The sequence below is a fragment of the Chryseobacterium cheonjiense genome, assembly GCF_012927265.1.
Lineage (GTDB): Bacteria > Bacteroidota > Bacteroidia > Flavobacteriales > Weeksellaceae > Chryseobacterium > Chryseobacterium cheonjiense.
In genome coordinates, this window is record NZ_JABBGF010000003.1 from 63,226 (window position 1) to 87,415 (window position 24,190).

Below are 24,190 nucleotides of genomic sequence, written 5' to 3' on the forward strand. Positions count from 1 at the left end.
AAATCTTTCAAATTTATGAAAAATTATATGAATCTATTTAAAAATTATTGATCGCATTGTTTATTCTGGAGATAGTTTCCTCTTTTCCAAGAAGTTCCATGATGTCCGGTACGTCAGGGCCCTTAAGTTCTCCAACCAACGAAAGACGCAAAGGCATCATCACTTTCCCCATTCCCAAGCTTTTCTTTTCGGCAAAATCATGAACAGCCTGCTTCAGGTTTTCGGCAATAAATTCTGTATTTTCCAAATCCGAAGCTAATTCTCCTAAAATAACCGAAGTCTGATCATTCCATGCTTTTTTTGCTGCCTTTTCATCATAAGAAACAGGTGCTTCGAAAAAGAATTTTCCTTTTTCGTTATCCAGTGTAAGATCTTTCACAAAGGTCAGCCTTTCCTTCATTAATGAAATTATTTTCAGTAATTTTTCATCTGAAAGTGTTGTGTTAAAGTCTGAACTTTTTAAAATTTCAAGCAATTCTTCATCAGATTTTTGCTGGATATACTGGTGGTTGAACCATTCTGCTTTCTCTTTGCTGAATCTTGCCCCGGCTTTATGAACTTTATTTAAATCAAATTCTTTTGCCATTTCCTCCAGAGATAAAATTTCTTTATCGTCCGCAGGAGACCAGCCTAAAAGAGCCACCATATTGATGAATGCTTCAGGAAGATATCCGCTTTCTCTGTATCCTTTGGAAACGTTTCCTGTTGCATAATCCGTAAAATTCAGAGGAAATACCGGGAACCCGAATTTATCGCCGTCTCTTTTGCTTAATTTTCCGGAAAGTCCCTTCTTTAAAAATTGTTTTACAGCAGCAGTTAAAGCATTATCTTTTTCATTTTCTCCCAACATAGATTTGAATCTTGGGCTTTTTACTTCTGAAAAGAAAGATTTAATAAGTTCTGCAGATTCGTCAAAAGAAAATTCACTGTTTTTAGTTACAAATTCTTCAGAGAAAGATTTTGTAATACTGTCAATATTTTCTTTATTAATTAATGTTGACACATCCGGCTTTAAAATCAAAGAAAGATGTGCGAACTGGGGAGCTTCCCAACCCATAGCTTCGTACAACAGAGTATGCAGGCCCAAAGATGGCAGCCATTCTTCACCCCGGATCACGTGGGATATTTCCATTTCGTGGTCATCGATGATGTTGGCAAAATGATAAGTTGGCATCCCGTCGTTTTTTACCAGCACTTTATCATCTAAAGTGTTGGTATTGACAGAAAATTTTCCGCGGATAATATCTTCAAGATTCAGCGTTCGGTCTACCGGCATTTTGAATCTTACTACATACGGCGTTTTTTCGTCGAGCAGCTTCTTTACTTCTTCTTCAGAAAGAGCCAGGCTGTTTCGTAACTGGTTCCTTGTTTTGTTGTCGTAAGAGAAAACGTCACCTTTTGCTTCGTACTCTGCACGTGTAGCGTCCAGTTCTTCAGCTGTATCGAAAGCGATATAGGCATAATCCGTTTTTAGGATTTGCTCTGTATAACGATCGTAAATATCTCTTCTTTCAGATTGTCGGTACGGAGCAAATTTCCCTCCTTTTTTAGGGCTTTCATCGGCTATAATCCCACACCATTCAAGGGCTTCCTCTATATATTCTTCTGCGCCTTCCACGTATCTGGCGGTATCGGTATCTTCAATTCTCAATACAAATTCACCACCCTGGTTTTTAGCAAAAAGATAATCATATAATGCGGTTCTTACGCCTCCCAAATGTAATGGTCCTGTAGGACTCGGAGCGAAACGTACTCTTACTTTCTCCATTGTAAATAATATTTGGTGCAAATTTAGTTAAAATTATAAAGGTAGAAATTTCTAAATTTCTTTTATTTTAAGTTTTGTTCATCTGTATGATTTTTTTATTCAACAATATTTTTTTTAAATGCAATGGTTTGGTAAATAATACCTTATATTTTTTTTCACTGTTTTATGATAAAAATCAGGACCTCAGTTTTTTATCACTAAATAATGATTAATATTTTTGTGCAGATAAAAATTATACTATGAAAAGACAATTTGCACTTTTTTTAAGTGCTCTACCTTTGGTTTTTATGACTTCATGTTCAGTTGAAGAACTTGATAACAATGCCAATGTAGAAAGTACAAAAGCTTCAAGAAGCAACATTTCAGCAGCGAAATATTCTGGTGATGGCATTTATGATGTTTTAGGGCACGGTTATAATGCTGCCGGGGAATATGCTAATGCTACGTCAGCAGGGGCTAAGGTTATTGATGTTGAAAAACTTAAAGCGGAACAAAATAGAGTAGATGAAAATATAATATCTTCCCAGGAATATAAGGAAGAGTATGGTGAGAATGCAGAAAGTTATTCTAAAATGATTTCAACAAAAGTAGATGTTACTGCCGGATTTTCATTGTTTAAAAAAAGTATTTCTGTAGGTTTTAATTCTGCAGTAACTACAAACAATAAATTCGATGCAAAATATATTTATGGAAGCTATAACCTCACTATTATACGCAAAAGAGTAAATTTCAATGCAACTATAGATATGCTTAGTAATTATCTCACAACTCAATTCACTGAAGATTTACAAACGAAAACACCTCAGCAGATTGTGCAAGATTATGGTACTCATGTCATGACCGATATTTATACCGGAGCTAAAATGGATATTATGTTCCAATCAGAAACGACTAACGAAAATCGTGAACGTGCTGCGAGAATCGGAGTTAAAGTAGGTATGGATAAAGTCTTTGATGTAAACGTTACCAATGATGTAAATACATCAGAATCTTATAAGAATTACTCTAGCAAATTATGGTATAGAACGAGAGGAGGAGATCCTTCAAAAGGTTTAATTGGTGAAATTAATCTAGAACAGCCGACTACAAAAATTAATATTTCTAACTGGCAGAGCAGCTCGACTGTAAACAACTCTGTTTTGGTTGATTTTGGGCAAAACGGTCTTGTATTTATCTATGATTTGGTAAAAGATCCTGCTAAAAAGGCTGCATTAAAAGCTTATGTAGATCAATATTTGATTGATAATAAAGTGTTTTTAGATTATATACCTGTACCTGTTTATGGATTTTATAGCCCAGCTGATAGAGATCACTTACTTTCAACACATGCAGGAACACCTTATAATTATCAGGCGGAAGGTGAACAGTTTAAAGTATATAGTTATAAGGCACCGAATACAGTTCCGGTTTACCAGTTCTATAGTGCAAGCGACAGAGATCACTATTACTCAACTTACGCGGGTACGCCATGGAATTATACATATGAGGGAATTGCATTCTACGCCACAATGGATAGTTCTAAAAAGCCTATTTACCAATTCTATAGCGGAAGCCAGAGAGATCATTACTACAGTACTTATCCGGGCACACCAAATGGATATGTATCTGAAGGTATTCCTTTTTATGCTTATTAAAACTTTTATTGGATGCTATTATAAAGTGATTTATTTAGACATTTTATAAATCTGTGTAAAAAGCAATCGAATCAAACATAGGGAGGCTGTAAAACAGTCTCCTTCTTTTTTATTACAACTGAAAAAGATTATGTAATTTTGGTTTTTTTAAATGCTTAAATATTTAAATTTGTAATAAAAAATTATGTTAGAAATAGGCGAAAGACCTTGGGGAAAATATTATGTTTTGGCAGATGAACCGAATTATAAGCTAAAAAGAATAGAAGTAAACCCGGGACAGAAATTATCATATCAATATCATCACAAAAGACAGGAGCAATGGACCATTATTGAGGGCGACGCTACTGTTGTTCTTGATGATAAGGAAATCAGCCTGAAATATGGTGAAAGTATTTTCATTCCGCTGGGAGCCAGACACCGGATGATGAACCTTTCCGATAAGCCTGTTGTCTTTATTGAAGTGCAGACAGGAACCTATTTCGGGGAAGATGATATTGTGAGGATTGAGGATGAGTATGATAGAAATTGATTCTAAATAATAGCAAACTGAAGGGCTGTGTGAATTTCATACAGCTCATATTTTTTTTAAATGTATTTTTGTAGCCAAATAATTCATGATGAGAAAAGCAATCTGCCTTTTTATCGTAGGTGAGAAGTACCGAAAAATGTACGATAAAAGCAAAGCACAGTTTGAAATGTATGCACGGAAGTGCGGCGCAGATATTAAAATTATTAATCAACCGCTGGATGACAAATTTCACCGTCCGCTTTTGTCTCAAAAGTTATTGATTCCTGATGCAACTAAAGAATATGATATGGTTCTTTTTATGGATCTGGATATTGTAATTTCAGAAAAGGCACCTTCTGCTTTTGATTATCTTCCTGAAAATAAGTTTTTTGGAGCAATCCTTGATCCGAGAGGAACAGAAGAGTTTAACAAAACCTGGGGGCACATCCCAAGAATTCTTGAGGAAACCAATGAAATATATTTCACAGACCGTCATTTTGAAAATAATGAGCTGCTTGAGGGAAGTATTAACGGAGGAGTTTTTATCTTTCGGCCAGGAAAAGTTGCAGAAATCTTTAAAGATTACTATTTTTCAGACCATAACCAAGGCGAATTAAATAGTTTTGAAGAAACTCCTTTTGCCTATTTTTCCCAGATCAATAATTGGTTTGAAGCGTTGCCGATTGAGTTTAATACCCAAATCTTATATAAGATAAAAGGAACAGATAAAGGCAATTCAATACTAGAGAAAGAACAAAAGCTTCCTCGATTTTTTCTGAAATATTATTACAAAAAAACTGGTAGCTGCATGTATCCCACAAAAGCCTACAAAGACTATGTAAACCAAATTATCGCTGAAAATTATTTTATCCATTTTTCCGGGAATTACCCTATAATATATAACTGATTATGAGCTTACTTTCACGCATTTCAAGCAGATTTATTACCATCACGTACGGAATTACAGTCAATGATGAAACCAGAGAATTAAAATATTTACTGGATACTCTTCTCCCATTAATTGACAAAAATGATGAGGTTATTGTACTTCAGGATATTACCAATGAAAATAGGGAAGTGTCTCAACTGCTTGAAAATTACAGCAATATTATTTTGCTTAAAGCAAAACTGAATGGCGACTTTGCTGCCTTTAAAAATAAACTGATTGAGAAAGCAACTTCTCAATATCTTTTTCAGATTGATGCGGATGAATATCCAACAGAACATGTTATTAAAACGTTAAAGCCTTATCTGAAGAAAGAAAAAAGCGTGGACGTATTTTTTGTTCCCAGAATTAATATCGTAGAAGGAATTACTCAGGATTATGTAGATAAAATGGGCTGGAACCTGAATAATGAAGGATATATTAATTTCCCTGATTACCAAGCAAGAATTCTCAAGAATAATAAAAAAATATTCTGGAAAAATAAAGTACATGAAGTACTTTTCGGAAATAAAAATTTTACAGAAATTCCGAAAGATTACCGCTTATCTCTGATTCATAAAAAAAATTTTGAAAAACAGAAAAAACAGAACGATTTCTACGAAACACTTGAAGATTAAAAAAATAAAATCATGAATACAGGCATCAATGTTTTTGGATTTATTACTGGGGAATTTGGTATCGCCGAAGCTACCCGTCTGAATTGTAAGGCAATTCAGGCTGCGGGACTTCCTTTAAGTATCCTCAATTATGATGTAAAGACAAATCACAATACTAATGATCATACTTTCACGGAGTTTTCGGAGGATGCGCCCCATCCTATAAATTTGGTACAGGTTTCCCCGTCAACAACGGAAATCGTACATTTTTTTGAATATTTCGACTCTTCATTATTTAAAGAAAAATATAATATTCTTTATGTAGCATGGGAATCCGAAACACTGCCGGGAGATTATATTGTTAACATTAACCTCTTTGATGAGGTGTGGACGCCTTCCGAGTATTGTAAAACATGTCTTGAAAAGTTTATAGCATTGCCTATAAAAGTTATTCCTCATCCTATCGATATTGAATTAAAGCCTACCTATGATACCGATGCAGAACATTTTTATAATAAAGAAATGTTCAATTTTCTGTTTATTTTCGATTACAACAGTTCTATTGAAAGAAAAAATGTGATCAATTTAATTCAGACTTTCAGAAGCACTTTTGAAGGCTGGGATAATAATGCTTTTTTAACGATCAAAACCTCGAAGTCGGAAAAGTTTTCTGCCGAGAAAGATCAGATTATACAGGCTGTAGGAGATTCGGGAAAAATAAAAATTGTTGAGAAAATTTTTGCTAAAAATGTTCTGAATTATATCATCAGCCGATGTGACAGCTATATTTCTTTACATCGGTCGGAGGGTTTCGGGCTTACAATGGCCGAGGCGATGTATTTCGGTAAACCAACAATTGGTACGGGTTATTCAGGGAATTTACAGTTCATGAATGATGAAAACAGCTTTCTGGTAAAAGCACAAAAAGTTTCTTATGGATCAGATGATCTTAATTACAACTCTGAGACCATATGGTCGGAGCCATCTTTAGATGAAGCTTCAGAATATTTGAAAAAAATATACAGTGGGGGAGAAGCCGTTAAAAAGCAAGCAGATCAAGGACAGGCAACGATAAGAAATCATTTTTCTCTTGCCGGAATTGGAAGCATGATCAAAAAAAGATGTGAAGAGATCATCGAAGACCAAAAAATTGTACAAAGCAGATCGGGACTCATTTCCATGTATGCTGAAAATATCAGCCTAAAAAAAGATCTTAGAATTTATAAAAAGAGCAAACTTATAGAAGCTGTTTACAAAATTAAAATGTATTTTAGAAACAGAAAGCAGAAGAAATAACAAATTTATTATCAGTAAAATAAAAGTGCAGCAAAGTGTAATACTTTGCTGCACTTTTATTTTTTTCCTTTTATTTTTTTTAAGAAAATATTGATCTTTTTCCTTATTTTATTGTATAGTGTCTTTTCGAGATAATGAACTCTCCTGGTCAGCTTATCGATCTCTGCCAGATAAAAAATAGTGTCTGCATTATTGCCGCTGCTTTCCTTTTTCTTTAACCGGCTAATAAAAGATAATCTTATTTCAAATAATTTTCCTATTGTTTCCACAGAAAAATGATCTCTGATATGCGCTTCTGCATTATCTCTTATTTTACCTAAATTGGAAAAATTATTTTTAATATACTCAAGTTTTTCTGCGGCATCGGAAACGTCTGGTTTAGCCAGGGTAAGCCCTTCTTCAATCAATCCTTTTGTATTTGAGGTTTTAATTAAATTATAACGTACTAAAAAAGAGTTGTTTACATTCATGAAGTCCAAATTTCCCGAGTAACCTGTTCCAACTACAATTTTTCCGTAAGACATGGCTTCGGCCAAAGTTAATCCGAAGCCTTCTGAGCCGTGAAGTGAGATTAGCACATCAGATTGCTGAATTAGGGAGTGAAGTTTTCCTTTGGAAAAATGCTCATTAATGATGATGACATTTGAAATACCGCTGTATTTTTCTAATGCTTTAGCAGCATCTTTACTCCTTTCGAGATTGTGGGTTTTTACAATGAGAATGTTTTCAGAATCATTTTCAAAAATATTGAGAAAGGCACTGATCGTACCCTCAGGGTTTTTTCTAATCGTAGTACTTAATGAATCAAAAATAGTGATGTATATTTTAGCTTCCGGCTTAATGAGGTATTCATTCCGGTCAAATTCTTGAGAAGGGTTAAATTTTTGAATGGGGTGTGAAAAGCGGATCACCGGAATTCCGGTGTATTTTGTGAAGATATTAACACAAAAATCGCTTGGCACCCATAGCTCGTCAAATATATTTAAAAATTCTGCTGTTTTATCTGATACTTCTGGAAATTCCCATGCCCAGTAAACAATATTATAATAATCGGAAAGACGAATATCCTGATTTTTAGAGAAGAATTCGTAGGTTACATTGCTGTTGATGTGAAAAATGTTAACAGGTGCGTCAAGTTTCTTTTCAGCATCGTTTGTTATTCTTTCAAGAGTAGTTGCAGAATAATTGATTCTATTGACTTTAATGCCTGCATTTTCCATGGCAATGGCATTAACTCTTGTTGCCTCAGCAATTCCGAACTGGCCGTCAAAAAATCCGTGATAATTTACACTGAGCTGCATAGGTTATAAATTTTTTATTTTTCCTTCTATTTGTTCTACTGAAAAAGGCTTCAGGCTGTCCGCCGAGTTTTCGCAGAGCGTACCCCATAGCTTTTCGTCATTATTCAGCTGGATAATGGCTTCTGCAAAGGATTTCTCATCATTAGCGATGAGGACATTCTTTTCATTTAAAAGCTGCATGCCTTCGGCCCCGATGTCGGTAGTGACTACCGGCAGGAAATATTCGAAAGCCTGGCCTATTTTTCCTTTCACTCCTGCCCCGAAACGTAATGGGGCCACCATCAGTTTAGATTTCATAAAATGATCCTCAATACTTTCCACAAATCCTAAAAACTTAAATTTTGGATATTGTTTCAAATCGAGCTTTTCTGCAACGTTTCCTATTACGCTTACTTCAAGTTCAGGATTTTCTTTCCATACCAGAGGCATTATTTTTTCATACAGAAACTTCACGGCATCAATGTTCGGCTCGTGAATGGATCCTATAAATATAATTCCGCTACTTGCTTCAAAATCATTCCTTTCGGAGATATCAATTTTAGGATAGTGTATATTGGAAATGGTAAGAATTTTTTCTTCATCGGCGTATTTTCGCATGATGTCTTTTTCCTTATCGGAAATGGCAATAATATAATCCAGTTGAGGTGCAATTACCGTTTCTAAACGATAGAAGTGTTTGAAGTTTTTCTTTAACGAAATACGGTTTGGCTCAAGCTCAATAGCTCTTTTAAAGCGTAAAAAATGAATATCCACCATATCATAGATGAATTTTGATGAAGGCAGAATGTTTTTTATTTTTTTATAGAATAAATTCAATGCAAGCGGTCCGTTAAACCAGACATAATTTACTTTTTTAAAATGAGTAAGAAATTCGTAAATGTTTTTATATTTTGTGTTTTCTACAAATACAATGATATCGTGCTGCTGGTAAAATTGTACATAAGAATTATCTTCAAAAATATGAGGAGCAAAAAGAATACAATTAAAGCCTGCCTTTTTATAGATCATAATAATTTCTTTGAGCCTGTTGGACCCGGAATCCTTATCATGGGAAGGAATATCTCTTGATGCAAATAAAATAGTTCTTTTTGAAGGGTTAAAAGATGTTATGTTAACAATCTCCTGTGTATTTAAAATTTTGAGTTTTTCTTTTCTTTCAAAGTGTTTTTTTATTTTCTTTATAATTCCCATTATTGAGTTTTTTCATTGAGCCTGAAGACTTTATCCGTCCAATAATCCAAGGTATATCTGTTATAAATCTCTTTCGGAACTTTTTCATACGGGGTCTCAAAAAAAGATTTTTCCAGGTTATTGCATGTTTCGTTCAAAACTAAAATGTTCTGAGGATTGTAAAAATCATAGCTTTTAATTAATTCATTATCAGTAACAATTTTCTTTTCCAAAGCCATGGCTTCAAAAACCCTGAAACTAAGACCATATTGGTTTTCACGGGTAAGGTCAAGCAAAGCTCGCGAATTTTTATAATATTTCGGAAGCTTTTTATGACTTATTTTTTTAATACTGAAGATAATATGGAGATTTTCAGGGATCTTAAAAAACGCATTTCTCAATTGATGTTTCCATCCCTTTTTTCCGATGATAATAATCTGAAATCTAGCCTGTATCTGGAGTAATCTTTTGGTAAGCAGCTTGATGAATTCTACTCTTTTAGTGTCGTAAGATGTAATGTAAAAGAGATCTATTTCAGGCTTTTGTTTTTCGCATGGGCAAGACGGAAGATATATATAATTAGTGAGTTTTTCGAAGCCGTATTTTTCTACATCGGCGATATCAAATGAAAAAATTTTATCAAAAAGATCAAGTTTTTTTTCATCTACCACCACACGGTCAAGGCTGTCGTAAAGATAGGTGATAAGACGGGCGGTATATTTTCTGATTTCCTGAAGCGTAGACAGATCAAACGTGTCAGGATTCATCACAAGAATCTGATCCTGATATCCCAGTTTTTCAAGAGCCTCGGTAACAAACCGTTGTCTTTTTTCTGTTTTCAGGTTTTTATTAAGGAAAATTTTACTTACTGCATTCGTTGCCCTTTCACTAAAATTAGAATGGGTTACATCGCCAATTTTAATGTGATGGGCATCTATATTTTTAGAACGTAAAGCATCAACTATATAGTGGTCGTATCCCCAGAAATCGAAACTAATTACACAAATTTTCATTCAGTTAGTTTGCTCCTTTTAATGATTCATAAGTTTCAAAAACACTTAAGGACTGTAAATAAGAAAGCTGGTAGCCTTCTTTTCCGTCAAGAATACCTAAACGCAAAATGTATGCCTTAAAAAATTTAAAGGCTGTTTTTGAATATTGTGCTGCACGACTGTATTTTTTTCCACGGGCTGCCAGTTCCTGCCCTTTCAGAATACCGTAGTGAAGCATTTTTGTTTTATAGGATTCATAATCATTAACGGAAAAATGCAGGAGTTTATTTTTCATTATCCCTATGCTTCCGTTTACATGCAGCGTTTCGTGAACTTTTTTTCCACTGATGTATCTCGCTTTAGACTTTCTGAAAAGCCTGAAATTCTTATCGGTTTGTGTTCCGGAGTAATGAATGGGTTTCCCGGCAAAATAGAACTTTCTGAAAAAATAATAAGCATCTTTCTGAACAGGGCTATTTAATTCTTCCAGAATTTCCTTTTTTAAAGGCGTAGTGATTCTCTCATCTCCGTCCAGAAATAATACCCAATCATTTTTTGCGGCGTCCAAAGCTATATTTCTTTGCTTTGTAAAGTCCTCAAACGCATTTTGAATTACTTTTACTTTAGAAAATTGCTTTGCAATTTCTATTGTTTTGTCCGTACTGAATGAATCTACCACGATAATCTCGTCACAGAAATCAAAGCACTCCAATACTTCCTGAATGTTTTTTTCTTCGTTATACGTTATGATTAAGCCACTTACATTCATCATAACCTGTTCTGCCATTCCAATTAATTTTTCTTTCCTAAAACATTTTTAATCTTCCAAAGATAAGTTTTAATTTGAAATGTATCAGCGTGTCTTTCCCCTTAATATCGATTCTGCATAATTCATAAGGTTTATGGTAGGGGGACGAATTAATTTTGTTTCCGATTCTTACGGCATAAAGAATATTAAGACGCTGTAAAACTGAAAAAACAGCCTGTTTGTCAGAATTCTTTTTAGGATACTTTCCGTAGGGATAAGCAAGGACTTTAGAATAGTTTATATTTTCTTTATCGAGAATCTGCATGTTTCTTTTAAGATCATTTTCTATAAAATCTGCAGAAACGGTTTTAAAGTTTTGATGAGAGTGGCTGTGGAGACCAATCTCAAAATATTTTCTGTTCAGCCGCCGAATTTCTTCAAAAGACATCATCTTGTTTTCTTTATATCCTTTCAGGATAAATTCTGTGGGTATAAAAATGGTGGCTTTCAGATTATACTTTTCCAGTAGGGGAGGGAGATATGTTTCATTGTTTTTATAGCCGTCATCAAAGGTAATAACAATGCTTCGTCGAGATGGAATATTAAGTTCGCTGAAAAATTTTGAAGTATAATTTTTTCGCTGTAAATAGCTGAACTGTTCTTCGAGATTTTTGAGGCTTACCGTGAGATCATCATTACTTTCCTCCATGATCTGATGATACATTAAAATGATCAGCCGTTTTTTCGGAAAAAGAAAAAGATAAATCCGGAAATACAGAAACAGAAAGAGAATTATAATAATTATTAAATAAAATATCATAAAAAGTTGCCGTATTTTTGCTCCAATTCTATCATCCGTATTTTTTCAAACAGTTTGATGTATTTTAGAAAAGTATAATACGACATAGTTTTAGCTATATAGAAGCCCGGAAACCCATCCAGAAAACCAAATTTAAAAATAAAAACTTTTATAAATACAAAAATAGGATTGATGATAATTTTGAAACGGTTGATCTTTTTGCCTCTTTCAAACATTTTTTCAGCCATCATATCAGAATACCTGTTGATTTTCGTAACATGATGATGAATATTCTTATACGTGTAATGGTTGATTTTTCCTTCCAGGATGCCTGCTTTTTCGTGAGTTACTAAAAACTCATGTACTTTATCGTCAGAATATTTTGCAGAACCATTTCTGAAAAGTCTTTCCTTGCAAACATCTCCCCATCCTCCGAATTTAATCAGGTGAATGCCTAAATGATTATTGTACTTTGCCCGATAAACTGAAAATTCAGGATTTTGCTGAGATATTACTTTCTGAATAGATTGTTTTAATTCTTCATCAGGAACTTCATCAGCATCAAGAAAAAGAATCCATTCGCCGGAACATAGCCCGAGCGCATGGTTTTTCTGCTCACCATATCCGTTAAATTTCTTTTCAAAAAACTGTATTTTAGGACAATGCTGCAGGCAGATTTCTTTGGTTCTGTCTGTTGAAAAGCTGTCTACGACAATAATTTCGTCAACAATTTCCGAAATTGAGTTGAAAAGCCTTACAATATTATCCTGTTCATTGTAAGTAATAACTGCTAGTGAAAGTTTCATTTCTGCTGAAATGAAAGAATGGTTTTTTCAATAATTTTTACACAGTCTAGAAGCTGTTCTTCCGTAATCACCAATGGTGGTGCCAGTCTGATGATATTTCCGTGGGTTGGTTTGGCCAGAAGTCCGTTTTCTTTTAATTGTAAACAGATATTCCAGGCTGTAGAACTTTCCGGAGTATCATTAATCAAAATAGCATTCAGCAATCCTTTTCCTCTTACTTTGGTAATAAGATCGGTCTTTTCGATTACTTTTTCAATTTCGGAACGGAATAATCTTCCAAGCTCTTCAGCTCTCTCAGACAGTTTTTCTTCCTTTACAACATCCAGTGCGGCAACGGCTACAGCACAGGCAACAGGATTTCCTCCAAAGGTAGAGCCATGTTGGCCGGGTTTTATGACATTCATGATCTCATTATTGGCCAGTACTGCCGAAACAGGATACATTCCACCGGAAAGGGCTTTTCCTAAAATTAAAATATCCGGCTGTACGTCCTCATGATGACATGCAATCAATTGACCTGTTCTTGCAATTCCTGTCTGAACTTCATCTGCAATAAAAAGAACATTGTTTTTTTTACACAATTCAGAAGCGTTTTTCAGATAGCCGTTATCAGGAACGTAAACTCCCGCTTCACCTTGGATCGGCTCAACCAGAAATGCAGCAATATTATCTGACTCCCTGCTTAGAACTTCTTCCAGTGCAGCAAGGTCATTGTATGGAATTTTTATGAATCCCGGAGTAAAAGGTCCGTAATTCTGATTGGCATCCGGATCGTTTGAAAAGGAAACAATAGTGGTTGTTCTTCCGTGGAAGTTATTCTCACAAACAACAATTTTAGCAGCATTTTCTGAAATGCCTTTTACTTCATAGCTCCATTTTCTGGCCAATTTTACAGCGGTTTCCACAGCCTCGGCTCCGGAGTTCATCGGTAATACTTTATCAAACCCAAAAAGAGCAGTAATCTTTTGCTCATACTCGCCCAGTTTTGAGTTATAAAAAGCTCTTGATGTTAAAGCCAGTTTTTTAGCCTGCTCTACCAGAGCTTCTACAATTTTTGGGTGTGAATGTCCTTGGTTTACAGCGGAATAAGCAGATAAGAAATCATAATATTTTTTACCTTCCACATCCCAGACGAAAACGCCTTCTCCTTTGTCCAGCACAACGGGAAGAGGGTGGTAATTGTGAGCACCATGTTTGTCTTCAAGATCGATAAAATATTGTGAATCTTTAACTATTTCTGCTGTTGACATATATTTGATTTTGCGCAAATGTAAACATTATAAATGAGATAGCTAAACAGAAATCCTGTGCTGAAAATAAAGGGAATTTAAGAACTTTTAAGCCGCTTCTAAAACTGAATCAGAAAATATTTCTTATACAGATAATCTGTTATAGTTATTCTATCTTTAAAATATAAAAATTAAATTTTCCTTAATTTAAAATTAAAATGTCAAATTTCAGTCAGACCTTTACAAAACTCAGAATTTAACAATTGTTTAGATCTGACGCATAAAAAAACCGCCTTTTTAAAGGCGGTTACAAATTATATACAAATCAATTAATGATTGTCATACTTTCTGTCCATTACAAAATCCTCCATGAATTTTGTAGTGTAGTTTCCTGAAAGATAAGCTTCGTTATCCATCAGCTGTCTGTGGAAAGGAATCGTAGTTTTCACCCCTTCAATATAAAATTCTTCCAATGCTCTTCTCATTTTTGCAATCGCTTCTTCACGGGTCTGTGCCGTTGTGATGAGTTTTGCAATCATGGAATCGTAATTAGAAGGAATCGTATATCCTGAATAAACGTGAGTATCTACTCTTACACCATGTCCTCCCGGAATATTTAATCCTGTGATTTTTCCCGGAGAAGGCCTGAAATCCATGTAAGGATCTTCTGCGTTGATTCTGCATTCGATGGAATGTAATTTCGGATAATAATTGATTCCTGAAATTGGAGTTCCCGCAGCCAGAAGAATTTGTTCTCTGATCAGGTCATAATCAATTACCTGCTCAGTGATCGGGTGTTCTACCTGGATTCTTGTATTCATTTCCATGAAATAGAAATTTCTGTGCTTGTCTACAAGGAATTCAATGGTTCCCACACCTTCATATCCAATGAATTCAGCAGCTTTTACAGCAGCTTCTCCCATTTTTTCACGAAGTTCATCCGTCATGAAAGGAGAAGGAGTTTCTTCCGTAAGTTTCTGATTTCTTCTCTGAACCGAACAGTCTCTTTCAGAAAGGTGACAAGCTTTACCAAACTGGTCTCCAGCAACCTGGATTTCTATATGTCTCGGCTCTTCAATCAGTTTTTCCATATACATTCCTCCATTTCCGAAGGCTGCAACAGCTTCCTGGATAGCAGATTCCCAGTGATCTTTAAGGTCTTCGGCTTTCCAAACGGCTCTCATCCCTTTTCCGCCACCTCCTGCAGTAGCTTTGATCATCACCGGATAACCAATTTCCTCAGCAGTTGTTGCAGCGATTTCATAAGACTCAATCAAACCGTCTGAACCCGGTACGCAAGGTACACCTGCGGCTTTCATGGTTGCTTTGGCATTTGCTTTGTCTCCCATTTTTTCAATCTGTTCAGGAGTAGCACCGATGAATTTGATGCCGTTTTTTTGGCAGATTCTTGAGAAGTTAGCGTTTTCTGATAGGAAACCGTAACCTGGGTGAATGGCGTCTGCATTGGTAATTTCTGCAGCAGCAATAATATTAGGAATTTTAAGATAGGAGTCTTTACTCATTGCAGGACCTATACAAACCGCTTCGTCTGCAAATCTTACATGAAGACTGTCTTTGTCTGCAGTTGAATAAACTGCTACGGTTTTGATCCCCATTTCTTTACAAGTACGTAAAATACGCATTGCAATTTCGCCACGATTGGCAATTAATATTTTTTTGAACATCTTAATGCTATTTTAAATTTGAAAATTTGAGAATTTGAAATTGATTTACAATCAATTGTCAATCATCATTAATCAATTATATAATTAAGATGGATCTACTAAGAATAAAGGTTGGTCGTACTCTACAGGGGTAGCGTCATCCACTAAAATCTTAATGATTTTTCCACTTACTTCGGATTCGATCTGGTTGAATAGTTTCATTGCTTCGATTACGCAAACTGTTTTGCCAATAGAAACTTCGTCACCTACATTTACAAATACATCTTTATCGGGAGATGGTTTTCTGTAGAAAGTTCCGATCATTGGAGACTTGATGGTCACATATTTACTGTCATCAGATGCTGCTTCAGCTTTTTCGGCTGGGGCAGCTGCAGGAGCAGAAGCCGGCGCAGGCGCAGCAGCTACCTGCTGAGGTGCAGTGTGGTAAACTGCAGGTTGAGCATAAGCAACTTCGCTACCCGCTAATGGAGTTTTAATAGTGATTTCGAAATCTTTAGTTTTGTATTTTACTTCAGAAACTTCTGCTTTAGATACAAACTTAATAAGATTTTGTATGTCTTTAATGTCCATAAATTTGATATTTGATTTTGGGTCAAAGATACCAAAAAATCGTAAAAAACAACAAAAAACCGCCAAATTTTATAAAAATCGGGCGGTTTTTGTATTAAAACGAGTGTTTTCCAGTGAAAAACGACTCTTAGTTTTCTTCAGTAGCTGTTACTTCTTTTTCCAATACTACTTTACCTCTGTAGTAAAGTTTTCCTTCATGCCAGTGAGCTCTGTGGTATAGGTGAAGCTCTCCTGTTGTTGCATCTTTAGCTAATTGAGGAACTACAGCTTTGTAGTGAGTTCTTCTCTTATCTCTTCTTGTAGACGATTGTCTTCTCTTTGGATGTGCCATTTTCTAATAACTTTTTTAATTGATGAGCGATGAGATTCATCATCTCATCATTAAACTATTTAATTTTTATTCTTCAAATTTTTCAGTGCGTCCCATCTAGGGTCACTTTCATGTTCTTCTTCTGCATCATTTTCTTTTGGACTGAACTTCTCAAGGATTTCCAGATCTTCATCACTTACATTCGGTGATATCTTTTTCATCGGGATGGAGAGTGCAACATTTTCATAAATTAATTGCGCAACATTGAAAGCATGATCACTGGAAGGAATCGTAATAACATCTTCCTCACTGTCGTCATATTCTTCCCCGAATTTCACCAATACCCTGATCTCATTTTCAATGGCATGGTCGAAATTTTCGTTTGTAATATCACAAACAAGCTCTACCGTACCCTTTACTTTTATCTCAAACTCCAGAAATGTAGAATGTTTGTCAAGTAAAACATCTACTGAGATTCTGGGATTTGTAAATTCCTGTTCAGTATCAAATAATTGAAAGAACTCTTTATCTATCTCAAACCTGAACACGTGCCTGCCGGTTTTCAACCCGGAAAAGCTTACGTCATAGTTTCTTAACTTGTCCATAAAATGAGTGTGCAAAAATATGCAATTTTTTTATAATAACAAATAATTTCTAAAACAAATTAACTTAAAATCCATATTAAAGATTTAGCCTTCGGATTCATCCGGCAAATCTTCATCTATTCCGTTATCTACAGCCATTTTTCTCGGCTGCAGTCGGTTGGCCATCAAATCATTATATTCACTTCTGTTCCTGAAAATTTTAATCGCGGTAAAGATGGCTTCGGTAAAACTTTGCTCATCGGCTATGTTTTTACCGGCAATATCATACGCTGTTCCGTGGTCAGGAGATGTTCTTATGAAGGGAAGGCCTGCCGTATAGTTTACCCCTTCTTCATAAGCTAATGTTTTAAACGGGGCAAGACCCTGATCGTGGTACATTGCCAAAACCGCATCAAAGCTTTTATATTTTCCCGGCTGGAAAAAACTGTCTGCCGGGAAAGGTCCGAATGCCAGAATTCCGTTATCTGAAAGTTCCTTGATAGCCGGAGCAATGATTTCAATTTCCTCTTTTCCGATCACGCCTCCGTCACCCGCATGCGGATTCAGCCCAAGAACCGCAATTTTAGGCCTTGAAATATTAAAATCTTCAATTAAAGTCTGATTTAAAACCCTGATCTGCTTTTTAATTTTTTCTTTGGAAATATTTTCAGCAACTTCAGCAATCGGAATATGGTGCGTAAGAACAGCTACCTTTAAATCTTCCGTTACCAGGAACATCAGTCCTTTTTTGTTGAACTTTTCTTCAAAATACCCTGTGTGCCCGGCGTGTTTGAAGCCCATTTTTACCATTTCATCTTTATTGATGGGTGCTGTTACCAGTACATCAATTTCTCCTTTTAATAAGGCTTCCGTGGCGGCTTCAAGAGAATCAATGGCCATTTTGGTAGATTCCTCCGTTGGAGTACCCAGTTCTACTACAGAGTTTTCCTTTGCCAGATTCACCATATTCAGCTTTCCGGCCTGAGCCTGTGACGCTTCATTAATGTAGTTGAAGTTCAGGTTCAGTTTAAAAATGTTTTTCTGATAGGTAAATAATTTTCCCGAACCAAAAATTACAGGGGTGAAAAAATCCGTAATGGTTTTGTCTGTAAGGGATTTCATAATGATTTCGGGACCGATGCCGTTGAAATCTCCTATTGAAATTCCTACTCGTACTTTATGGTTTTTTGGGCTCATTTTGATTATCTTTGAAGATTAATAAACTACAAATTTAGCAAAAAATAATATGTTCACAGGAATAATTGAAGCGGTAGGAGTAATTGAGAAGATTGAAGAAAACGGAAGCAATATTGATTTTACATTAACATGCCCTTTCACGAACGAATTGAAAATTGATCAGAGCTTAGCGCATAATGGTTGCTGCCTTACGGTTGTAAAGATTGAAGGAGATCAATATGTCGTAACTGCAATCAATGAAACGCTGGAAAAAACAAACCTCGGTAAATGGAAAGTGGGCACCGTGGTAAATCTTGAACGTTGTATGAAAATGGACGGGCGGCTGGACGGGCACATTGTTCAGGGCCATGTTGACAAAACCGGTGAAGTAGTAAGCATTGAAAATAAAGACGGAAGTTACTTTATTACCATAGCGTACGAAAGTAACGGAGGTTTCGTAACGGTTCCTCAGGGTTCCATTACCGTAAACGGGATCAGTCTTACGGTTGCAAAAAGTCAGGACAACCAGTTTTCCGTTGCTATTATTCCGTATACTTGGGACTTTACAAATATGCAGTATCTGAAAAAAGGTGACAAAGTTAATTTAGAATTCGATATAATTGGTAAGTATATTGCTAGTTTAATTAATAAACAGAATGTCAATGATTATGTATAAAGGATATAGCTTAAGAAACCGTGTTTTTTTCGGATTCTTATTGGTATGTCTTTTAAGTGTAGTGGCTTCTTCGCTAGTTCCTTATTTTGTTTTAAGGGAAAATTCTATGACGAAAAGCAAAATTGATATGCAGGAAAAAACGGGAGCAGTGATCCGGTACCTTGATTATGCAGTGAGCATGAAACATACCGAGACAAAAGATCTTCCCACTCTTCTTGATAATAAAATTTTCGAAATTGCAGATATCAATCAGCACGACATAATTTTATACGACTTAAAAGGAAATTACTTACTTTCAAATAAAGATGAAAGCCTTGTTGAGCAGAAGAAGGTTCCTATTACGATTGTAAACAGGATTCTAGCAACAAATGCAAGGGTAGACATAAAAGGGTACGACGCCTCTAAAGATGCTGTGCTTACATCGTCTTACCTGCTTCTGAAAAATAATGATCTTGAGCCTATTGCTATCGTGTATATTCCTTTATATCACAATGAATCTGCCTATCTGGATGTTCTTAATACGTATGTGAAATACATTATCCTTGTTGATGTTTTTCTGATGTTGTTCAGTGTATGGTTTAGCTGGGTGATGTCAAATAGTCTTGCTAAAAATATCACGAAATTTTCTGATATGATAACCCGCATTACACTATTTGAAAATGAAATGCGGCCGATCCGTTATTATAAAAACGATGAACTAAATGCTTTGGCAAGAGCTTATAACAGGATGATTCTTCAAATTCAGGATCAGAAAGAGAGGCTTCGTTTTAAGGCTTCGGAAGAAGCCTGGAGAGAAATGGCCAAACAGGTAGCTCACGAAGTTAAAAATCCGCTGACGCCCATGAAGCTTACCATCCAGAATTTTGAAAGAAAATTTGATCCTGAAGATCCTAACGTAAGGGAAAAAGTGAAGCAGATGAGCAAAACGATGGTAGACCAGATCGACCTTATCGCTACTGTAGCATCGGCATTTTCTGAATTTGCCAAGCTTCCGGAAAAAAATAACGAGATCATTAACCTCAATAATGAAGTGGAAGATATTCTCCGCGTTTTTAATGACGACAGCATTTTTATGCATTCCAATAAAAATAATATTATGATTAATATGGACAGGATTTATCTGTCCAGGATCATTACCAACCTTGTTACCAATGCAAAACAGGCAGAAAGTGATGAGCGGAAATTAATTATTAATGTTGATGTAGAACAGCATCAGAGAAGAGTGATGATCTCTGTTCAGGATAACGGAATAGGCATCCCTGAGAATATTTACGAAAGAATTTTCGAGCCTAATTTTACCTCTAAAAACAGCGGTATGGGCCTTGGATTATCCATGGTCAGAAAGATGGTAGAAGACTATAAAGGTGAAATTGCCGTAAAATCTGAAGTTGGAAAGGGTTCTACGTTTACCATTACTTTGCCTACAAACCTATAGTGAAACCTTTTAGCTTTAAACAATTTACCATTCAGCAGTCGAAAAATGTTTTTCGGGTGGGAACTGACGGTGTCCTGCTCGGTGCTCTTGCGGATGTTAAAAATGCCTTCAGTGTTCTTGAAATCGGAACAGGAACGGGCCTGATTTCTCTAATGCTTGCCCAGCGGAATCCTGAAGCGAAGTTCTTGGGAATTGACATTAATAAGGATGCTGCAGAACTCACGAAAGTTAATTTTCAAAATGCACCTTTTTTTTCAAGGTTAAAAAATATTCATCAGGATTTCAAAGATTTTGAAACGGAGCAGGAATTTGATCTTATTGTTTCTAATCCTCCATATTTTGAAGTCTCTGATTCTGAAAAGGACAAAATTGCCCGGCAGACCGTAGAATTGAATTTTCGTCAGCTAATTGTAAAGTCTTCACAGATGCTTTCTAAGAAAGGAATTTTGTCGGTAATTATTCCGGCTGAAGCGGGAAATAATTTCATGACGACCGCGTATGAAAGTGGAATGTATTTAGTGCGGAAAATTATTGTAAAAGGAATTGAAAATTCAAAAGTAAAAAGGCTGGTTCTTGAATTTTCCAAGTCTGAAAAAAGACTGGAAGAATCTGAATTGATTATAGAAAAAAGTCCGAGACAATACTCGGACCAATATCTTGAACTCACCAAAGAGTTTCATGTTTTTAAAAAAGAAAGTTAGATTTTAGTATTATCTAAATTCTTACTTTTTATTCAAATAATTCTGCGGTATCAAGCACAGAAACTTTTCCGTCTTCACATCTGATTGCTTCACCGGGGAAATTCTGTATCATATGATAATCATGTGTCGCCATTACTACAGCTGCTCCATTTTCAAGGGCAACCTGTTTTAACAGGGTCATAATTTCATTAGACGTTTCAGGATCAAGATTTCCGGTAGGTTCATCTGCTAAAATTAAGTCAGGATGATTAAGTAAAGCTCTTGCAATCGCCACACGCTGCTGCTCGCCACCCGAAAGTTCATGAGGCATCTTGTGTTTCTTGCTTTTCATGTTTACGCTTCCCAGCACCTCGTTGATACGGTCTTCCATTTTAATTTTGTCACTCCATCCTGTCGCTTCCAGTACGAATTTCAGGTTTTTTTCCACGGTTCTGTCGGAAAGCAGCTGGAAATCCTGGAAAACAATTCCTAATTTTCTTCTTAGGTTGGGAACGTCAGAAGCTCTCAGCTTGGCAAGATCAAAGCCAACCACAGCTCCGTGACCTGAAGCTAAAGGAATATGCCCGTACAAAGTTTTCAGCAGTGAACTTTTTCCTGAACCTGTTTTCCCGATAAGATAGCAGAAACGTCCTTTCTTAATGTTCAGATTTACATCGGAAAGCACCGTAAAATTTTTCTGTGCGATCTTGGCGTGCTGCAGGCTGATGATGTTGTCTCCGGCAATATTTGTATGTGGCATAATTCAGTTTTAAAAGTACTTTTTCTAAAATTTTTTCAGATTTTAAAAATAGGAAAAAGAAGAATAAGGAACCTAAATTTTAGGAAATTTTAACAACAAAAAATGCCTGAAAAACTTCTTTTCAAGCATGATTTGTATATGATAATAAAAAGATTATCTCTTAGCGCGTGATGCACTTACAGTTAAACTCTTTCTGCCTTTAGCTCTTCTCGCAGCCAAAACTCTTCTTCCATTTGGCGTAGACATTCTTTCTCTGAAACCGTGTTTGTTTCTTCTTTTTCTTTCTGATGGCTGGAATGTTCTTTTACTCATTACTATATGTTTAAATCGTAATTATCTATTAATTTTCAGGTTGCAAAGATATGCAATTTTTTAAAAGTTGCAAACTTTACTAATGTTTTTTTGAATTTTTTACCCCTTTCTTTGGAATTATTGCTAAGTCCCGCCAGATAAGAATTTATAAAGGTACAAAATAATAGGTAATGATTTATTTAAAAGCTCTATCTTTGGAAACTTAAATTTTAAAGAAAATAAAACATCCCATGTTTACACCCGCGGAACTTTTAGAAATCAATACGTTACTGACTCCGGAAAACAAAATCGTAATCCTTACCCATTACAATCCTGATGGGGATGCGATCGGTTCCAGCCTGGGTTTAAAACATTATCTGAAAGCAAGAGGAATTTTTGCGGAAGTGATCGTTCCGAACGATTTTCCTAAATTTCTGAAATGGATGCCGGAAGCTAAAAAAGTTCTGATAGGGGAGTACAAAAGAAAAGTAGCTTCTGACCTTATCAGTGAAGCGGATGTTATTTTCTGTCTTGATTTTAATGCCCATTCCAGAATTGGTCTGCTAGGTGACTGGCTGGCTCATGCAAAAGCAAAAAAAATTCTTATCGACCATCATCAGCAGCCTGAGCCGTTTGATTTTGTATATTCGGATACGGTTATTCCGGCAACCTGCCAGATGGTGTATCATTTTATTGAAGCACTTGATGACGAAAATCTCGTTAATAAAGATATTGCCGAATGTCTTTATACGGGAATTATGACAGATACAGGAGGTTTCCGTTTCCGCTCTACCAGTTCGGCCACCCACAGGATTATTGCAAACCTTATTGAGCATGGAGCAGATCCTGCAATGATTACCTCGAATACCTGGGATACGAATACCGTTTCACGTCTTCATTTATTAGCCTTAATTTTAGGAAGAATCGAAGTGGTAAAAGACGGAAAAGTTGCTGTTCTTTATTTAACAAGGGAAGAATTAAAAGAATATGGTTTCCAGAAAGGAGATACAGAAGGTTTTGTAAACTACGGACTGAGTATTATGGGAGTGAAAATGGCGGCATTCTTTATGGAAGATCTATATGAGAATTTTATTAAGATTTCTTTCAGAAGCAAGGATGATATGGATGTTAATCAATTCTCAAGAAAATATTTTAACGGAGGAGGCCACATCAATGCAGCAGGTGGGAAGTCCCATGAATCTCTGCCGGACACCATTGAAACGTTCAAAAATAAAATTCAAGCTGAAGAAAGTTTGTAAATAATATTTAGGTTAAGGTTTAGTCTAAGCAAATTGCGTTTTGTTGTCATTCAGCTGCATCTCAGTGTTTAAATAATATACTCAGAATTCAAATTTTATTTGAGGATGCTTTGTCGTTTTGTTCCTCGTAACATACACTTAACACTCATACATTAAACTTTCAAACTTTCAGTTTAGTTCTGAAACCGTGAATGTCCTTTTTCCTCAAGTTCTTTGCAGGTATATTCATACACTTCCTGAAACATGATATCAAGGAATTTTTTGTTGAATAAACTGAACTTTGTCATTTTAGGCGGATCCAGAAAAATATCACAGGATTTTGCTTTGGAGTAAACGGATTTTGCGATTGCCAAGTGTAAAATTCTATCGAATTCCTTCATCAAACTCATTTTTTCGAGACTGTCATAGCTGATGGAATTAACGTGTGAAGCAATCAGGAAATCGCATTTATCAATAATGGGCTCAATAGGAAGGTTGTCTAAAACACCACCGTCTACATAAATTTTCTCACCCATTTTTACAGGGGGTAAAATAAAAGGTACGCTGGATGAAGCGAGCAGCGGCCCGAAAAGTTCGCCTTCCGAAAAGAAATCTACAATTCCATGTGTCATTTCGGTTGCAGCGACATATACCGGGATTTTTAAAATTTTAAAATCATCTTCCGGGAAATGATCCATAAATAATTTCAGTATAAATTTCGAACTGAAAATTCCGTTTTTAGAAAGCTTTAAATACGATCTGGAGAAAAAAGTAGTCTGTTTTACAATTTCCATCATTTCATCCGGCGATTTCCCAAGGGAATAAAATGCGCCTACAATAGATCCGGCACTGGTTCCGGAAATGATATCGGGTTTAAGGTTGTATTCTTCCAACGCTTTTAAAACTGCAATATGGGCAATCCCACGCATTCCTCCGCCTGAAAGTGTAAGGCCGATTACGGGTTTCTTTTTTTTGAACAGAAAATCCAGCAT

General features: G+C 35.7%; 25 protein-coding genes. 9 read left to right on the forward strand and 16 right to left on the reverse strand.

Translation table 11 applies throughout. The annotated features are described in order from the left end of the window. Positions 1 to 37 precede the first annotated feature (37 nt). Positions 38 to 1,768: a glutamate--tRNA ligase gene (gene gltX, locus HHL20_RS15125; RefSeq protein ID WP_169232037.1), complete on the reverse strand. Its 1,731-nt coding sequence runs from the start codon at positions 1,766 to 1,768 to the stop codon at positions 38 to 40. 239 nt (positions 1,769 to 2,007) lie between these two features. Between gltX and HHL20_RS15130 the strand changes: the two genes are divergently transcribed. The 5 genes from HHL20_RS15130 (at position 2,008) to HHL20_RS15150 (ending at position 6,748) form a co-directional block, all read left to right on the forward strand. Then, complete coding sequence (locus tag HHL20_RS15130) at positions 2,008 to 3,402, forward strand: MAC/perforin domain-containing protein (protein ID WP_169232038.1); 1,395 nt, start codon at positions 2,008 to 2,010, stop codon at positions 3,400 to 3,402. A 184-nt stretch (positions 3,403 to 3,586) separates the two neighbouring features. Beyond that, on the forward strand, positions 3,587 to 3,931 hold the full coding sequence (locus HHL20_RS15135; RefSeq protein ID WP_034689333.1) for a phosphomannose isomerase type II C-terminal cupin domain: 345 nt from the start codon (positions 3,587 to 3,589) through the stop codon (positions 3,929 to 3,931). A gap of 85 nt (positions 3,932 to 4,016) precedes the next feature. Then, a complete protein-coding gene (locus tag HHL20_RS15140; protein ID WP_169232039.1) occupies positions 4,017 to 4,817 on the forward strand; it encodes a glycosyltransferase family protein in 801 nt (266 codons plus the stop codon). A gap of 2 nt (positions 4,818 to 4,819) precedes the next feature. Further along, a complete protein-coding gene (locus tag HHL20_RS15145; RefSeq protein ID WP_169232040.1) occupies positions 4,820 to 5,473 on the forward strand; it encodes a glycosyltransferase family 2 protein in 654 nt (217 codons plus the stop codon). A gap of 12 nt (positions 5,474 to 5,485) precedes the next feature. Beyond that, positions 5,486 to 6,748, forward strand: a complete 1,263-nt coding sequence (locus HHL20_RS15150) for a glycosyltransferase (protein ID WP_169232041.1) — start codon at positions 5,486 to 5,488, stop codon at positions 6,746 to 6,748. 56 nt (positions 6,749 to 6,804) lie between these two features. On the opposite strand, the gene HHL20_RS15155 is transcribed toward HHL20_RS15150, so the two are convergent. From HHL20_RS15155 to pdxA, 12 genes are all read right to left on the reverse strand, one after another. Continuing rightward, positions 6,805 to 8,049 (reverse strand): glycosyltransferase, encoded by a 1,245-nt coding sequence (locus HHL20_RS15155; RefSeq protein ID WP_169232042.1) that lies wholly within the window; start codon positions 8,047 to 8,049, stop codon positions 6,805 to 6,807. Positions 8,050 to 8,052: 3 nt separating this feature from the next. Further along, positions 8,053 to 9,240: a glycosyltransferase gene (locus HHL20_RS15160; protein WP_169232043.1), complete on the reverse strand. Its 1,188-nt coding sequence runs from the start codon at positions 9,238 to 9,240 to the stop codon at positions 8,053 to 8,055. Then, a complete protein-coding gene (locus HHL20_RS15165; RefSeq protein ID WP_169232044.1) occupies positions 9,240 to 10,232 on the reverse strand; it encodes a glycosyltransferase family protein in 993 nt (330 codons plus the stop codon). Before HHL20_RS15165 ends, HHL20_RS15160 begins: the two co-directional genes overlap by 1 nt. Before the next feature lie 4 nt (positions 10,233 to 10,236). Beyond that, the gene (locus tag HHL20_RS15170) at positions 10,237 to 10,998 is read right to left on the reverse strand and encodes a glycosyltransferase family 2 protein (protein ID WP_228463202.1); all 762 of its coding nucleotides are present in this window, start codon (positions 10,996 to 10,998) and stop codon (positions 10,237 to 10,239) included. A 19-nt stretch (positions 10,999 to 11,017) separates the two neighbouring features. Next, positions 11,018 to 11,683, reverse strand: a complete 666-nt coding sequence (locus tag HHL20_RS15175) for a polysaccharide deacetylase family protein (RefSeq protein ID WP_169232045.1) — start codon at positions 11,681 to 11,683, stop codon at positions 11,018 to 11,020. Between the two features lie 92 nt (positions 11,684 to 11,775). Beyond that, the gene (locus HHL20_RS15180; RefSeq protein WP_169232046.1) at positions 11,776 to 12,564 is read right to left on the reverse strand and encodes a glycosyltransferase family 2 protein; all 789 of its coding nucleotides are present in this window, start codon (positions 12,562 to 12,564) and stop codon (positions 11,776 to 11,778) included. Next, positions 12,561 to 13,814, reverse strand: coding sequence for an ornithine--oxo-acid transaminase (gene rocD, locus HHL20_RS15185; RefSeq protein ID WP_169232047.1), 1,254 nt, complete (start codon positions 13,812 to 13,814; stop codon positions 12,561 to 12,563). Before rocD ends, HHL20_RS15180 begins: the two co-directional genes overlap by 4 nt. A gap of 308 nt (positions 13,815 to 14,122) precedes the next feature. Then, a complete protein-coding gene (gene accC, locus HHL20_RS15190; protein ID WP_169232048.1) occupies positions 14,123 to 15,478 on the reverse strand; it encodes an acetyl-CoA carboxylase biotin carboxylase subunit in 1,356 nt (451 codons plus the stop codon). A gap of 84 nt (positions 15,479 to 15,562) precedes the next feature. After that, positions 15,563 to 16,048 carry an acetyl-CoA carboxylase biotin carboxyl carrier protein gene (accB, locus tag HHL20_RS15195; RefSeq protein WP_169232049.1) on the reverse strand — a complete coding sequence of 162 codons (486 nt, stop codon included), beginning with the start codon at positions 16,046 to 16,048 and terminating at the stop codon, positions 15,563 to 15,565. A 127-nt stretch (positions 16,049 to 16,175) separates the two neighbouring features. Continuing rightward, positions 16,176 to 16,379, reverse strand: a complete 204-nt coding sequence (gene rpmF / locus HHL20_RS15200) for a 50S ribosomal protein L32 (protein WP_034746606.1) — start codon at positions 16,377 to 16,379, stop codon at positions 16,176 to 16,178. A 59-nt stretch (positions 16,380 to 16,438) separates the two neighbouring features. After that, positions 16,439 to 16,963, reverse strand: a complete 525-nt coding sequence (locus tag HHL20_RS15205) for a YceD family protein (protein WP_169232050.1) — start codon at positions 16,961 to 16,963, stop codon at positions 16,439 to 16,441. A gap of 84 nt (positions 16,964 to 17,047) precedes the next feature. Beyond that, entirely contained in the window at positions 17,048 to 18,139 is a 1,092-nt protein-coding gene (gene pdxA, locus HHL20_RS15210) for a 4-hydroxythreonine-4-phosphate dehydrogenase PdxA (protein WP_169232051.1), read from the reverse strand. 49 nt (positions 18,140 to 18,188) lie between these two features. Between pdxA and HHL20_RS15215 the strand changes: the two genes are divergently transcribed. Genes HHL20_RS15215 through HHL20_RS15225 form a run of 3 tightly spaced genes read left to right on the forward strand, consistent with a single transcriptional unit; the run spans position 18,189 to position 20,930 of the window. After that, entirely contained in the window at positions 18,189 to 18,794 is a 606-nt protein-coding gene (locus tag HHL20_RS15215) for a riboflavin synthase (protein ID WP_169232052.1), read from the forward strand. Then, positions 18,775 to 20,229, forward strand: a complete 1,455-nt coding sequence (locus tag HHL20_RS15220; RefSeq protein WP_169232053.1) for a sensor histidine kinase — start codon at positions 18,775 to 18,777, stop codon at positions 20,227 to 20,229. Before HHL20_RS15215 ends, HHL20_RS15220 begins: the two co-directional genes overlap by 20 nt. Further along, entirely contained in the window at positions 20,229 to 20,930 is a 702-nt protein-coding gene (locus tag HHL20_RS15225) for a tRNA1(Val) (adenine(37)-N6)-methyltransferase (RefSeq protein ID WP_169232054.1), read from the forward strand. Before HHL20_RS15220 ends, HHL20_RS15225 begins: the two co-directional genes overlap by 1 nt. Before the next feature lie 28 nt (positions 20,931 to 20,958). Here HHL20_RS15225 and HHL20_RS15230 read toward each other — a convergent pair whose 3' ends face one another. Continuing rightward, positions 20,959 to 21,669: a cell division ATP-binding protein FtsE gene (locus HHL20_RS15230; RefSeq protein ID WP_169232055.1), complete on the reverse strand. Its 711-nt coding sequence runs from the start codon at positions 21,667 to 21,669 to the stop codon at positions 20,959 to 20,961. 153 nt (positions 21,670 to 21,822) lie between these two features. After that, complete coding sequence (gene rpmH, locus HHL20_RS15235; RefSeq protein WP_007843334.1) at positions 21,823 to 21,981, reverse strand: 50S ribosomal protein L34; 159 nt, start codon at positions 21,979 to 21,981, stop codon at positions 21,823 to 21,825. A 230-nt stretch (positions 21,982 to 22,211) separates the two neighbouring features. On the opposite strand from rpmH, the gene HHL20_RS15240 reads away from it, so the two are divergent. Next, complete coding sequence (locus HHL20_RS15240; protein WP_169232056.1) at positions 22,212 to 23,219, forward strand: DHH family phosphoesterase; 1,008 nt, start codon at positions 22,212 to 22,214, stop codon at positions 23,217 to 23,219. Positions 23,220 to 23,392: 173 nt separating this feature from the next. Here HHL20_RS15240 and HHL20_RS15245 read toward each other — a convergent pair whose 3' ends face one another. Then, entirely contained in the window at positions 23,393 to 24,190 is a 798-nt protein-coding gene (locus tag HHL20_RS15245) for a patatin-like phospholipase family protein (RefSeq protein WP_169232057.1), read from the reverse strand.